Annotated in this window: 12 protein-coding genes; 8 read left to right on the top strand and 4 right to left on the bottom strand. The window is 40.9% G+C overall.

Annotated features, from left to right (window positions below; all coding sequences use genetic code 11):
* Positions 1–203: 203 nt before the first annotated feature.
* Complete coding sequence (locus SJY39_RS11505; RefSeq protein ID WP_372275513.1) at positions 204–1,457, bottom strand: GGDEF domain-containing protein; 1,254 nt, start codon at positions 1,455–1,457, stop codon at positions 204–206.
* A gap of 579 nt (positions 1,458–2,036) precedes the next feature.
* Here SJY39_RS11505 and SJY39_RS11500 point away from each other — a divergent pair.
* From SJY39_RS11500 to SJY39_RS11490, 3 genes are all read left to right on the top strand, one after another.
* Positions 2,037–3,575, top strand: coding sequence for a bifunctional GNAT family N-acetyltransferase/carbon-nitrogen hydrolase family protein (locus SJY39_RS11500; protein ID WP_010429203.1), 1,539 nt, complete (start codon positions 2,037–2,039; stop codon positions 3,573–3,575).
* A 503-nt stretch (positions 3,576–4,078) separates the two neighbouring features.
* Positions 4,079–4,534 (top strand): hypothetical protein, encoded by a 456-nt coding sequence (locus SJY39_RS11495; protein WP_010429206.1) that lies wholly within the window; start codon positions 4,079–4,081, stop codon positions 4,532–4,534.
* A 10-nt stretch (positions 4,535–4,544) separates the two neighbouring features.
* On the top strand, positions 4,545–5,570 hold the full coding sequence (locus SJY39_RS11490) for a diguanylate cyclase domain-containing protein (protein ID WP_010429209.1): 1,026 nt from the start codon (positions 4,545–4,547) through the stop codon (positions 5,568–5,570).
* Between the two features lie 399 nt (positions 5,571–5,969).
* Here SJY39_RS11490 and SJY39_RS11485 read toward each other — a convergent pair whose 3' ends face one another.
* Both SJY39_RS11485 and SJY39_RS11480 read right to left on the bottom strand, forming a co-directional pair.
* Positions 5,970–8,402, bottom strand: a complete 2,433-nt coding sequence (locus tag SJY39_RS11485) for a bifunctional diguanylate cyclase/phosphodiesterase (protein WP_016793647.1) — start codon at positions 8,400–8,402, stop codon at positions 5,970–5,972.
* A 3-nt stretch (positions 8,403–8,405) separates the two neighbouring features.
* Positions 8,406–9,437 carry a PotD/PotF family extracellular solute-binding protein gene (locus SJY39_RS11480; RefSeq protein WP_016766789.1) on the bottom strand — a complete coding sequence of 344 codons (1,032 nt, stop codon included), beginning with the start codon at positions 9,435–9,437 and terminating at the stop codon, positions 8,406–8,408.
* Positions 9,438–10,083: 646 nt separating this feature from the next.
* Here SJY39_RS11480 and SJY39_RS11475 point away from each other — a divergent pair.
* The 5 genes from SJY39_RS11475 (at position 10,084) to SJY39_RS11455 (ending at position 12,887) form a co-directional block, all read left to right on the top strand.
* Complete coding sequence (locus SJY39_RS11475) at positions 10,084–10,884, top strand: PhzF family phenazine biosynthesis protein (protein WP_016766790.1); 801 nt, start codon at positions 10,084–10,086, stop codon at positions 10,882–10,884.
* Between the two features lie 120 nt (positions 10,885–11,004).
* On the top strand, positions 11,005–11,508 hold the full coding sequence (locus tag SJY39_RS11470) for a YgjV family protein (RefSeq protein ID WP_010429221.1): 504 nt from the start codon (positions 11,005–11,007) through the stop codon (positions 11,506–11,508).
* 90 nt (positions 11,509–11,598) lie between these two features.
* Positions 11,599–11,913, top strand: a complete 315-nt coding sequence (locus tag SJY39_RS11465; protein WP_010429225.1) for a cupin domain-containing protein — start codon at positions 11,599–11,601, stop codon at positions 11,911–11,913.
* Between the two features lie 91 nt (positions 11,914–12,004).
* The gene (locus SJY39_RS11460) at positions 12,005–12,484 is read left to right on the top strand and encodes a GNAT family N-acetyltransferase (protein ID WP_016793648.1); all 480 of its coding nucleotides are present in this window, start codon (positions 12,005–12,007) and stop codon (positions 12,482–12,484) included.
* Between the two features lie 106 nt (positions 12,485–12,590).
* Positions 12,591–12,887: a hypothetical protein gene (locus SJY39_RS11455; protein ID WP_010429230.1), complete on the top strand. Its 297-nt coding sequence runs from the start codon at positions 12,591–12,593 to the stop codon at positions 12,885–12,887.
* Between the two features lie 101 nt (positions 12,888–12,988).
* On the opposite strand, the gene SJY39_RS11450 is transcribed toward SJY39_RS11455, so the two are convergent.
* Positions 12,989–13,486: a fasciclin domain-containing protein gene (locus SJY39_RS11450; protein WP_010429233.1), complete on the bottom strand. Its 498-nt coding sequence runs from the start codon at positions 13,484–13,486 to the stop codon at positions 12,989–12,991.
* Positions 13,487–13,680 lie beyond the last annotated feature (194 nt).

The raw sequence follows: 13,680 nt of genomic DNA, 5'->3' as shown, positions 1-13,680 counted from the left end.
AATGGTAGCAATTCAGTCAATGAGCTTTAAATTCGGAGGAGGAGCGAAGAGGGATAGATAACTTGTAAATCAGGGTGAGATCGTGAGTGTTTCTTAGACAAAATTACGGTCGATTTGACGAGCACATTTAGCTATGACCATATGCTTCCTTTTTAGGAGGGGGAATCATGCACATTAACCACTTGAAAGAACACCGACCAACGTTAAGGTGCCGTTAAACTAGATACAGCGATGGTGTTCTTACCCGTGTTTTTAGCTTTATAGAGTGCCTCATCTGCATGGGAAAGTAATTGGTTTGAAAGGTCTTTGTGAAAGTGGTGAGTCGTATCAACACCTGTTAGGCCAAAGGAGCAAGTCGCGTGAAATTGATAAGGCGGTAGTCCAAAAGTGTATCTGGATACTTGTTCTTTGATTGATTTTAGTCTTTGTACTACTTGTTCTTCCTCCTGCCCCGAAAACAGTATAACGAATTCATCCCCACCGAACCGGGCAAAGCAATCCTCAGAGCCAATAAAACGTTTAGTTATAGTCGACACTGTCTTTAAAAGCTCATCACCACTCGAATGTCCATATTGGTCGTTAACGGACTTGAAGTCGTCAATATCGAACATACATAAATGAAGTCGAGGCGCTCTATTAGCCGAAAAGGCTTCAAGGGCATCAGAATACCGAACTTCAAAGTAACTGCGTGAAAACGCCTTCGTCAAATAGTCATACATCAAATGGCTATTTAACTGATTTCTTTCCTGATACAGCTCGTCGATATGAAGTACTAAAATCCATGCAATGCAAAAAGTGACGAGGAAAGATCCAATCCATGTCAGTGGTGGAAGGTCGATAACCTGAATTCCGGTTAGGGCATCCAAAACCCCGGTTACTGCCCAAAAGATGGTTGTAAGTAAAAGCAGTAGCACTATGCCAACACGTTGATTTATCTTGCACTGATGTTGGTAAATTCGAGCCAGAATGAGAACGCAATATCCTAATAATAATATTGCCCCAGCTCCCCATAATTGAAAGAGTGGTCCAAAAGACAGCCCGGTATAGTAAGTGGACGTCGGGTAAAGCTCTTTAGCTAAGAAGTACTCGTTAGGAAATAAAGCGATCACTGCGAACAGAGTACAAATGGTGTAACAGCGCTTTAAGTAAACAGGAGCGTCATACTCAAAGAATGAAACGTAGAAATGTAAACCCAATACAACAGTGAACATTGCAGTAATAACCGTCACACGATTAGCAATATCAAGATAATCGAGGTTATCGCTACTGTTAATGAGAATAAAAAAGGCGGCCAGAAACACGCCGCTAACGAAAGCGAATAAAGAAAAAATTAGATAGTACTGTATTTTTTCTTCATGGCGAGAATGTAAATGGTGGTAAAGCACGTTAAAGAACAGACCCGCTATGAGGCTGATACTAGAAGCAACGATCAGGGGAACCGAGTACAGTGATACCATTATTTTCCTGTAATATTGACAGCGATGTTTGAGAGGTAATAAGAATCGTTATCTGGCTAATCATGGCCTCGTCGTGGAGACGTTTATTTATTACGTGAATAGATGCGATCTATATAATGGAAATTATCAACTATTTCTTTTAAAAACAAGTTTCCAGTGCTTCATTAGAGTTAAAATCACTACCAACAAAAACCTAGAACTAGGTTAGCTATCGAATGGTGTAGAGTTCATTGTTGCAAAGCTCGCGGTTACAGACAAATAGTGTTTAACATCAAGTGAGTGGATACCGCTTACTCAAGCCGAGTGTAGTTCGCTTTACCTCATTCAGCGATAATGATGCCTAATTGGGCCTGTGACAGTTTACCGCTCATACGACATGTTGTTGCCCATCATAAAACCGATCAATGATACTAAGTCGGCTTGATATGACAGTTTCTAAACCCCAGCAAATTATCAGTTAAAGGGGGAGACGACTTCCCTCGGCTTGTCACCCCTAACGGCTGCCTTTGGGTGTATGTATGGCTCAAAATATGGCATCCTCAAGCCTATCATTTAAAAAGGACACACGGACCGTCGGATATGGATACCAACTCGCATCAACTCTCTTTACGCACTATTGAGCCATCGGATTACACCGAATTGGCGGCATTAATGAATCTCGTGTTCCCCGATGTGGGAGGTGCATGGCCCCGCTTGACTATCTTGGATCTAATCCATCAGTTTCCTGATGGTCAAATTTGTATTGAAGATAACGGCAAGATCATCGGCGCGGCTTTGACGATAAAAGTGAACTACAACCGCTTCTCACTGCCTCACCTTTACACGGACATCATCACGGAAAATAACGTGATTCAGAATCAAGTGACAGGCGATGCCATGTATGGCTTGGATGTTTTTGTACACCCTGATTATAGAGGCCTCCGTTTAGGTCGCCGTTTGTATAATGCCCGCAAAGAACTGTGCCGGAGCAAAAACTTCAAAGCGATATTGGCAGGGGGGCGCATCCCTCTTTACCACGAGCATGCAGATGACCTGAGTGTTGCGGAATACATCGACAAGGTAAAACGTCGCGAACTGCATGATCCTATTTTGTCGTTTCAGTTGGCCAACGACTTCGATGTCAAACGAATCATGCGCGGTTACCTGCCTGAAGACGATGCGTCTAAAGGGTATGCAACGCTTCTGGAGTGGGACAACTTTTTTTATGAGGAAGACATTCAATCGGTGCACGATGTCGAGAAAAACCTGATCCGTATTGGCGTAGTGCAATGGCAAATGCGTGCCATGAACGATTTAGAAGATCTGCTCGATCAAGCGGAGTTCTTTATTTCCTCTCTGGCCAACTATCAAGCTGACTTTGCACTTTTCCCTGAGTTTTTTAACGCGCCGCTGATGGGGCTAAAAAAGGAACAAAACTCTGTTGAGGCGATCCGTTTTCTTGCTAGTTTCACTGAAGAGATTAAATCACGCTTTTCCCAATTGGCCGTTACTTACAACATCAATATCATCGCCGGTAGCATGCCGATTATTGAAGAGGATGGGAAACTGTATAACGTCGCTTACCTATTGCAGCGTGACGGGAGCATTAACGCTCAGTACAAAATACACATCACGCCTCATGAGCAAAAGGATTGGGTGATTGATGGGGGCGACAAGGTACAAGTATTTGATACGGACGCAGGTAAAGTGGGAATACTCATTTGTTACGACAGTGAGTTTCCGGAGTTGGGTCGAATGATGGCAGAGCAAGGAGCACAAATTGTGTTTGTGCCATTTTGGACCGATACCAAAAATGGCTATCAGCGCGTTCGTATTTGCTCTCAAGCGCGAGCTATTGAGAATGAGTGTTACGTGGCGATTGGTGGCAGTGTGGGCAATCTCCCACGTGTCGATAATGTCGATATTCAATATGCGCAGTCAGCGGTGTTCTCACCCTCAGATATTTATTTCCCGCACGATGCCACGTTGACGGAAGCCAGTGCCAATACCGAAATGATCATTTTTGCGGATGTCGATTTAACCAAGCTTAAGCAGCTCAATATGGAAGGTTCGGTCACCAACTTACGACACCGTAGACTTGACTTGTACGGAGGCTTTACCAAAAACAACAAGTCTTAATAAGGCGGAGAATGTTGATATTGGGTGTTGCGAGTGACTGAGGGGAGGCTACATTGCGTTGACTGTACTATCGATAATTCACTTGAGTTGTTCATTTCACCTATCGTCTATTTGCTACCTTATTAGAGGGGGTTGTTACGCTTTGAAGTGGCACCGTCAATGTGTAGATTGATGCGCAACATACGGCAATGATGTACGCCGTGATAACCTAGGTATCAATTTATAAACCTATCTAGAGTGTCGCTATTACATTAGATCTAAAGTGCTAAGCGCAGAGCAAAAGCGCTGCATGATGAATATAGCCATGCTAGAGGCTGTATTGAGTGCTTTTACTTAGGTGGTAAAAAATAGGCATTCATACGGTCTCCCTGACTTATAAATTAGGTGGCAGTGAGGTGATTAAGTCGAAAGCTATATGATTGAAAATTAGACAATCACTAGTTAAGTCAAATGGTCAATTTGGTCTAGACTCAATTTAGTGACTTTTTAAAATGGAGTTTAAAATGAGAACTGTATTTCTGTTTATAATTTTTCTTTTTTCGTTTTCTAATCTTGCCGCCTCTGAACTCACTGTGTTTGATCACTTAGGGCAAAAGCATAAGTTAAGTACGGAGCAGCTTTTATCTTTGCCTCAAAAAGAAATCGAGACTTCGCTTCCTTGGGTTGATGGACTGTCGGTATACAGTGGAGTGACGTTGCAGACTGTTCTTGAAACGCTAGATAAGCCAATCCCCTCTCAAGTAACATTTGTGGCGTTAAATGACTACAAGATTGCCGTGCCCAAAGAAGATTTCTTGGACTATCAACCAATTATCGCGATCAAGCAAAATGGAAAGCTTATGTCGGTAAGAGATAAAGGCCCTTACTGGTTGGTTTATCCATTATCTTCGAACCCAGAGATCGATAGTACGGATTTCCATGCAAAGATGATTTGGCAGATAAGAGATATTCACCTTTAGAGGAGCGATTATGAAAAAGCTGTTGTCTTTGGCTGTCGTGAAAGTCGTTGTGTTGTCTTTAGCGGTAGCCGTTCTTACTATCAATATCTATAGTGTTACTCGGATAAATGATATCAACAAGAGTTTTTCTAATCGGCAAAATGAAGCTACATGGTTTGTTTTTCAATTAGTAAAGGAATACGCCAACTTTTTGATGATCAGCCAATCTGATAAAATTGATTACGAAAAGTTGTGGCTCGCTTATGATATCACTTGGAGCCGGTTTGATATTTTAATCAACAGTACAGAATCTTCGAATTTCATTAAATCCGCTAACTTTAAGCCATACTTTACGACAGAGTTTGATAAATTTAAGGCGTTGGAGCCATCAATTAAATTAGTGAACGAAGGCATCCTAGCTCAAGAGTCTTTACAAAAAAAGATTGATATTTGTTACCATACATTAGTTGGTTTTATTAACGAAAAATTCCGGTTACAAAGTCCCGTTATCGAAGAAAATACTTTCATGGTCGATAAATTAGTCATGACTCATCAAATAAGTAGTATATTTCTTACCCTGATATTGATGCTTACAGGTATTATTTTCTATGTCGACTTTACCACTAAGCGAAGACTACTCTCGACTGATGTCACCACTGGCTTTCGTAATCGAGCTTCGTTAATGAAGTTTGTTAAAAATAATTACCTAAAGGATAATAATTTCGATCTGTACTTCGTGCGAATCCGAAATCTTAGTGAGATTAATCAAAAATATGGACTCGAATATGGTGATTTAGTTGTTAGCTCGGCAGCTAAGTCTCTGATAGCAAAGATTCCTGAAAATACCATGTCGTTTCGTAGCAGCGGTAGTCAGTTTTTGTTCTTCATTCCAGACCATGAGTGCACGAGTGATGAAATATTGGAGAAATTTAACGATGTGCTCAGTGACTATATAGCGGCAGGTAACTTAGAGTTGATGATTGATGCGGTCGTGAGGCATAAAAAGAACATCAGTTTTCAAGATATGATGGAGCTATTAACTAATATGCAAGGTTAATACTCTTTTATCTGAGCGAATACTGACCTCTATTATTTAACTCATCTTTCTCCCTATCCCTACACTCAATCAAATCGGCGGCTGTCAGTTTGGCAATCGTAACTGTAATTTCCCACGTTTACCTTCTAGCCGAATCATATTTTTTTCGTCCTGATTCATCTGTTTATCTGTTTATCTGTTCATCTGTTTATCTGTTCATCTGTTTGATGTGAAGTCGCAAAAGTCGATAAAGTTGGTTTGCATAGATCTAATCTAGATAAGGTTAATAGCTAGGGCAGATTAAGACAGATAGGATGATTTGAAAATAGAAAGGGGCAGTAGTCGTTATAGATTAGGACCTTGCTACTTCATAGTGGTCGCCGTAAGCATTCAAAAAACAACAACAGATGAATATCTACGTTATTTTTTCTGAGTTAATGAGACTATTCGTTCACTAGAACTAGATTTGAGATGGCGTTGAGCGTCTAAAATAGCTTGGGGGTCGTGGTCTCTGACAAACTCGATGAATTGCAGGTAGGTTAGCGGTTGACTAAATAGGTAGCCTTGTATCAAATCACAGTTTGCCTCTTTGAGGTATTGATACTGCTCTATTGATTCTACCCCTTCACCGACAACTAACGTGTCACAAGAGTGGCCTAAGTTAACCATTGATTCAACCATTTTACGGCCTGCTTTGTCGTTGACTATATTGTCGATAAAGCTCTTATCAACTTTTAGTTCATCTACTGGGTAATGAAGAAGTTGGTTAAATGCAGTATAACCGGTACCAAAATCATCGAGGGATACTTTTAACCCCAAGCTTCTGAGGCTCTCAATGGTTTGAACGGTAAGTTTGGTGCTTTTTACATAACTGGTTTCTGTGATTTCTATAATTATGTTACCTGGAGTGACCTGATATCGTTCAAGAACTTTACGTATATTATCGGCAAAGTTACGATTATAGAGCTCCATAGCTGAAATGTTGATCGATAAGGTGCCTTGATAATTGTGAACTTCTGCGAGTTCTTTATAGCACTTGATTGCTGTTTTAATTACCCACATGTCAAGTTTGGAGATTAGATTACTCTTTTCCGCGACAGGAATGAACTCGTCGGGCCCAGCGTTAATATCAAACAACGCAGGGCAGCGTATGAGGCATTCAGCACCATCGATGTGAAGTGTTTGAGCGTTGAATATGGGCATAAAGCGAAGTTCGAAATTGTCGCTCTCACAACATTCTAATAGCCTTTTCTCGAGCGTGTCATGTCGCTCTAATGTATGCAGCAACTCTTCACCGTACATGATGCGACTTTCTCCATCACTGTGAGACTTAGCATTGATCAGCATTTCATCAACACATCTATGCCATATCTCTTCGAATTTTGGAGTGTCCACAGGCAAGACAGCTGTAGCGATTGAGAGCCTAAATCCATAATAATCAAGGAATGTAGTTCCGGTCAGGGTGTTATTGATGTTCTCAATTTCTTCGTTTATCGATTTGCGTTCATCCATCTCTAGTATGGCAATAAATTGGTTCCCGCCAAGTCTTGCCAAAGAATAATCACTGCAGCTAAACCCTAAAGAGGACTGTTGGTGTTGCAGCGTTTCTCTCAATGCCTTAGCTAAGCTCACCAATACATTGTCACCGACTTTTGCTCCATATAAGTCGTTGATCTTTCTGAAATCAATAATGTCCCAACAAACCAAATAACAATGTGGGCTCATTGAGCTTTTTAGGCGGACATCTAAGTGGCGAATGAATGAGCGTCGGTTGGCTAATTTAGTGAGTTGGTCGAATTCGGCTTCGAACTTCAATTCCGTCAAGGAGTCAATGTACGCATTCTTCAAACCATCGATTTCGCTTTGCCCAGATGAGCGTTTGAAATATCGCAGCTTTAATCCACCAATAGAGATCTCGTGAAGTAAGTCTTTGAGTGGGCGAACGAGCTGGTAACGTACCACCATATGTATGATTAGCATGATTGCAAAAAGGGTCGTAAAGCAACCAACCAGAGTCTGTCTGACGATGATTGCCTTTTCCTCGTTGAACTTTTGCTCGCGAATATTCACTTGAGCTATAAAGTGTCGGCTTGTCATCTGTACATTGATGCTTTCTTTCGTTTGTTCAATGGACTTAATCACAAACTGTGTATTTTCAATGTTAGCAACGTCTGATGATGGCTCTATTAAGAGCTGCATATTGTCGTCATCATTATACTTAATCAGTAATCTAGAGAGCTGTTTTAAAGAGCCGTCTGCGATTAATATGTATCGATTTAAACTGTTACCCGAACGCTTATCTTGAGGCAGTAAGTACGGGTCAATTGCAGCGACATAAGCATATCTGAGCTCACCACTGACCGATATATAAGAGAAGCCTTTTGGAGATAGCTCTTTTTTGTTGACCAGTGACGTGTATAAATCGAAAACCTTTTCATAAATATTATCAGGAATTTTTAGCCTTTCAAATGGGTCGGCTCTTAACGTCGATAGCGTTAGATTGAACTTGGGATCTACTATATAGACATTACGCTGTCCAAATTGATTGACGTGATTCTGATTGAGGACACGAAGAACCCGTTTCTCTAGTAGAGATAAGGTAGTGTAGTCATCGGGAGTTTGGATGTAACGGAGAAACTGTAATGAAGAACCAATATCTTTAACGAGCAACGACAAACCGAGTTGTTCGTATTCTGCTGCAACTAGAGCCGTATTCACGTCAGATTGAACTTTGTCTAAGTACATACGCTTAGCATGGTGTGATGCAAAATTATATGTCACCACCCCTGCTATTGTAGCGACAAGGAGCAAGGTTGGTATGAGTACTAAATACAACTTTCTTAATATTGGCATTAACTATCTCAAACTGTCGACAATTCGGTTTCGAATTTGAAGGCTACTGGGTTCTAATTGTTGATAAAGGTAACTACGATCTAATACTTCATTACTTGGGAACAGCTCCGGATCATTTTGATATTCTTGAGATGTCAGCTCTTTTGCTTTTGTACTTGGGGTAGCAAACCATGCATCCATCGCATTTTGAGCGGCAATATTGGGTTGAGACAGGAATGATATGGCAGTAACTGACTGAGTAGATAGTTCTCCATTATTAATTGCAGCAATGCATTCTAACCATAAGGTTGTTCCTTCTTGAGGGACAATGTAAGCCCATGTGCTTTCAGGTTCTAAATCGTTGAGTACGTATGTATCGCCTGAATATCCATATGCGAGATTGATGTTGGATAGGCGCTCTGGATGGTTGAGATAATCAAGGATGTACTCGTTACTTTCAAGGTGTGGTTTTTGTTCTTTTAGAGTTTTGTACGCTACTCGCAGTTCTTGTTCATTATTCGTAAAAGGGGCAAATTGATTCATTAGCAAGGCAGCACCAACAAGGTCTGTGGGATCGTAATACATGCTGATTTTGCCGCTGTTTTCTGGTTCCGGGGCAAGCAAGGCTTTCCAAGACTGAGGTTCGGCAACTTTGTCGCTTCGATATAGAATTCCTGATGTTCCCCAAGCATAGGGGATGCCATATTCACCACACCCTTCAACCCATCTTTGATCAAGGTGACCGGCAATGGAATCTTGCAAGTCGCGAAGATTATGGAACAGCTTTTGTTTTGCTAAGGCTTTAAGTTTTACGCTTTCTACAATTACGAGTTCAAACGCACTTCGACGCTCGCTCAACAATACTTCATCTCTTATTGATTCATCAGAGAAGTACTGTTGTTTTAGGGATATATCGTAAGTATCTAGGAGTTGTTCAACAACGCGTTCAGACAGAAATGCATCCCAATTATAGATATAAATATCATGGTGTTGGCCAAAAGCAGAGCCAGTTATAAAGGATGTTGATGCAAGTAATGATATATAAAATATTTTCACCGACGGATTCCTTTCGTACTGTGATTAATTAAATCGTAGCCCAAAATTTGGGACATGTTTCAAATTTAGGTATCTAATTATAATTAAACTCGTTGCACAGTATTAAAATGCTCTGTTAGTCCTTGTTAATTCCATATGACTGATCTGGGTCTGATGTAATGCCTTGAATTAATTAAAGGTTCTTTGTGCCCACTCGTTAGTGAAAAAATTATTTTTGATCTTTTACCTTAAGTGGGGTTTTGGGTCAGATTTAACCTGATGTTATAGATTAATATTCAACATAGTGGGGGTTGATGCAACTATTTATGCAATTTTAATGCATTTAATGACGGCTTGGTTTGTGTTTAGACTAACGGGAAGTTATGTGTTCGGATAAACATCATGGTTTTGGTTCAGGACTTTGCAATTATTTACTCTTGTAGCACGGTGTGTTTGTGCTTATTGTAGGCCGCAATAGCTTAAGTTAGACGAGTCTTGCTTTGGTTTGTGGGTAACACTTAAACGTGCGAGTAATACGTCGGTGTAGCATTAATACTTAGGCTAGTGGTTGATATTTAAACTTAGACTTGTGGTTTATGTTTAACGCATTTGAGCGTTGCTTAGCTTTTTCGAACAGTAGAAAACCTACGTCAGCCAAGGAGTTGTTATGGAATTAGAGGTATACCAAGTAGATTCTTTCTCAACCCAGACCTTTAGGGGAAATCCTGCTGGGGTTTGTATTTCTCAAGAGCCTTTGAATGAAGCATTAATGTTTTCAATAGCGGAAGAGATGGCGGTATCAGAAACGGCTTTTCTTGTGCTTAACACTATGACGCTTAAATGGTTCACGCCAGAAGTAGAAGTGAAACTATGTGGACATGGAACCTTGGCAACCGTCCACGTATTGAAAGAGCAAGGGTTAGTGAAAACGGGTGATAAGGTAGTATTTGATACTTTGTCTGGTGAGTTATCTGCCACGGTTCGTGAATCGTCTATCGAGCTGGATTTTCCTAGCACTCATTTATCGCCGAGTCTGGAACCCGATCAAGAATTGCTCGAACACCTTGGCTTGGAGTTCAACCAAGTTGTTTCATTTAGAGAGTTTGATTCAAAGCAGTTAATCGAAGTCGTTGATGAGCGCGTTCTATTGGATTTGTCTCCAAACTTTGACTCCTTGAAACGCATGGATGGTAGAGGTGTTGTGGTAACGGCAGTTCCATCAAATCCTGAACTTGATTTTGTTTCTCGCTACTTTGCGCCATGGGTGGGTGTTAATGAAGACCCCGTCACTGGTTCGGCACATTGTGCATTGACGCAGCACTGGGCAGAAAAGCTCAACAAACGGAGCTTTAACGCTTATCAAGCATCCCGTCGTGGTGGGTCTATGTCGACAGAGTTACTAGCGAACGGAAGAATAAAAATCATTGGTACGGCTACAACAGTGATTTGTGGTGTATTGAAGGTTTAACGTTGATTACTGGCTTAATGTTAGACCAAAGCGGTTGTCTTATATGCTTGAATTAAATAGCGGCTTCGTTCATTTCTGGTTGAACGAAGTCGATGTAGTGTCATTTTTGAAGGAATTACCGTGTCAGCATTTTATCTGTCTCAAGTATTAGTTGCGATTGCCATCTGTTTCGATCTGTTGTCATTCCAGTTTAAAGAAAGGAAGAAAATCGTCACTTGTCTATTTTTTGCAGGAACGCTTATTTCGAGTCACTTCATTTTGTTAGAGCAATGGACCGCCGCGTGTTTGATGATCATTGCCACTACTCGTTATTTAACAAGCGTGTTCTCAACATCTTCCAAGTTTAAGTACCTGTTTTGTTCTATGTCTGTCGTTGCGACAGCCGTTACCTACTCGGGGCTAACGAGTGTTTTAAGTTGTTTTGCTTCTGTGTTTCAAACCTTTGCCGCTTTTAATAAAGACGATCGTCGATTACGTGAATTGATGATCATCGGAACCAGTTTTTGGTTGGTGCATAACTATTTGATTGGTTCTCCTACTGCTGTAGTGATGGAAGCGCTGTTTATATGCAGTAACTTAGTGGGCTATTACCGTTTTTACTTCAAAAAGAGTGTCGCTGCTTAGGTTTCGGCTTTCTACGGTTTATTAAGTTAAAGAACCACAAGATTCAAAGCGCAGCACCAGATTACAGTTAACAAGGATTAGGAGAGTTCGATGTCTAATATTTACGCTGATGTTCCTTCGTCGATGCCCAATGAAATATTCAATGACCTGCTTGCGAACGACAGTGTTCGAATCGAAAGAATATTGTCTCATGGTCACAGTTCCCCAGAAGAGGGTTGGTATGACCAAGATGAAAATGAGTGGGTAATGGTGATCGAAGGTCAAGGTGTGATTGAGTTTGAAGATGGACGCGTTGTGACTTTATCAAAAGGGGATTATATCAACATTGCAGCAAGAGAAAAGCACAAGGTTGTTGGTACGGATAAAGACATGGTGACGATCTGGTTGGCTGTGTTTTATCGTTGAAACTCTTTGTTCTAAAGTCGACTCATTCAGAGAGAACCTAGGGACAATACGTCACCTGTCCAATACGCTAAATACATGAAAGGACTATGTCGTGGTTAGAATCCGAAATTACCAAACCAGTGATGCTAAGGCGTTGTGGGAGATTTACTTTCATACTGTTCGTAACATTAATGTTCGAGATTATTCTCAGCAGCAAGTAGAGGCTTGGGCTCCAAACGGTTTTGATTCTGAGCTTTGGCAAAAGCGCATGAACGAGTTACTACCTTTTGTGGCTGAGCTAGATGGTTGCGTTGTTGGTTATACTGACCTGCAACCCAATGGCTTGATTGATCATTTCTTCTGTCATCATGAATGCCAGGGTAAAGGCGTTGGAAGAGCGCTAATGGAACATGTTCTTGCTGTTGGTCGTGTTCGTGGTGTATCGCGGTATTTCTCTGAAGTAAGTATTACCGCAAGGCCTTTCTATGAACACCTTGATTTTAAGGTCGTTAATGAGCAGGAAGTTGAAATGCGTGGCGTGAAACTCACCAATTACGTGATGGAGAAGGTAGTGCCTTCAAACGAACGGTAATCTCATTTTTGTTACAGTTTTCACCTGTTTTTGGTTCTCTTCTTAAAGAAAAATCATCACTTTAGCGATAATATTCACTGCAACTAATTTGAGTGAAAGAAGTAACGTGGGAATTGAAGCTTTAGCGTTTGTGATGGATGCATTAATGACAACATGTTGTATGTATATTGCGTCAAAGATGTCTTTTGTCGTGGCTGACTTTAAATCTCTTCTTGTTATTGCCGTTATCGTTGCTTTGGTATCACTGATTCCGACTGTTGGCTGGGTTTTGGGGGTGATTCTGTTTGTCTTCCTGCTTGGGAAGGCGACGCATGCGAGTATTGGTGACTGCATTTGGGTGGTGGTATTTACAAAAGTAGTGTCTATGGCGGCATTTCTAATATTCGGTCGACTGTTTGTGTAACGAAGACCTAATTTGATTTGAAACAGGCAAATAAAAGGGTGTGAACTTGTCACACCCTAAACAAAATTCAATTTGAATTTGTTAAAAGAATTTCAACTGCACTATTTAGGAAGTAATACAGTATCAATTACATGGATAACACCGTTGCTTGCCTTGACGTCGGCTGTAATTACTTTAGCGTTGTTAATCATAACAGTGCCATCACTGACACTGACCATAACAGCTTGTCCTTGAACCGTATCAGCACTGTCTATTTTTATCACATCGGCAGCCATCACTTTCCCCGCGACTACGTGATAGGTCAGTACTGCAACCAACTTATCTTTATTTTCTGGCATCAGGAGCATATCAACTGTTCCTTCAGGAAGTGCCGCGAACGCCTCATCTGTGGGTGCAAATACAGTAAAGGGGCCATCACCTTTCAAAGTTTCCACTAAACCTGCTGCTTTTACTGCCGCCACTAAAGTGTTGAATGAACCGTTTTCAGCCGCTACGTCCACGATGTCTTTCTTCATTCCGTGGTGATTAGCGTGAGCAAATGTGGTGAAAAGGAGTGTTGCAACTAGTACTGACAGAGTCTTGCTTAATTTATTAAACATATTTTAGTCCTTTGAGTTTATCTGTTATTTCCGAGATGTATTACGAGAGCTCAAAAGCGATAGATCAACTTATTGCACGTTTAGGTGGCTTCTTTAGTTTGGTTGTGCCATCAAACACATAATTTCGCTGGCTAAATAATTGTTATAATTCCATTTTGTTACTTATAGTTAATTGGTGATTATTCAATTAACGG

Source organism: Vibrio sp. R78045, assembly GCF_042466085.1.
GTDB classification, from domain to species: Bacteria; Pseudomonadota; Gammaproteobacteria; order Enterobacterales; family Vibrionaceae; genus Vibrio; species Vibrio cyclitrophicus.
This window is presented reverse-complemented; position numbering and strand designations above follow the sequence as displayed.

Excerpts from the sequence above, each read along its gene's own strand:
- SJY39_RS11505 (WP_372275513.1), bottom strand. The coding sequence starts at position 1,457 with ATGGTATCACTGTACTCGGTTCCCCTGATCGTTGCTTCTAGTATCAGC.
- SJY39_RS11500 (WP_010429203.1), top strand. The coding sequence starts at position 2,037 with ATGGATACCAACTCGCATCAACTCTCTTTACGCACTATTGAGCCATCG.
- SJY39_RS11495 (WP_010429206.1), top strand. The coding sequence starts at position 4,079 with ATGAGAACTGTATTTCTGTTTATAATTTTTCTTTTTTCGTTTTCTAAT.
- SJY39_RS11490 (WP_010429209.1), top strand. The coding sequence starts at position 4,545 with ATGAAAAAGCTGTTGTCTTTGGCTGTCGTGAAAGTCGTTGTGTTGTCT.
- SJY39_RS11485 (WP_016793647.1), bottom strand. The coding sequence starts at position 8,402 with ATGCCAATATTAAGAAAGTTGTATTTAGTACTCATACCAACCTTGCTC.
- SJY39_RS11475 (WP_016766790.1), top strand. The coding sequence starts at position 10,084 with ATGGAATTAGAGGTATACCAAGTAGATTCTTTCTCAACCCAGACCTTT.
- SJY39_RS11465 (WP_010429225.1), top strand. The coding sequence starts at position 11,599 with ATGTCTAATATTTACGCTGATGTTCCTTCGTCGATGCCCAATGAAATA.
- SJY39_RS11450 (WP_010429233.1), bottom strand. The coding sequence starts at position 13,486 with ATGTTTAATAAATTAAGCAAGACTCTGTCAGTACTAGTTGCAACACTC.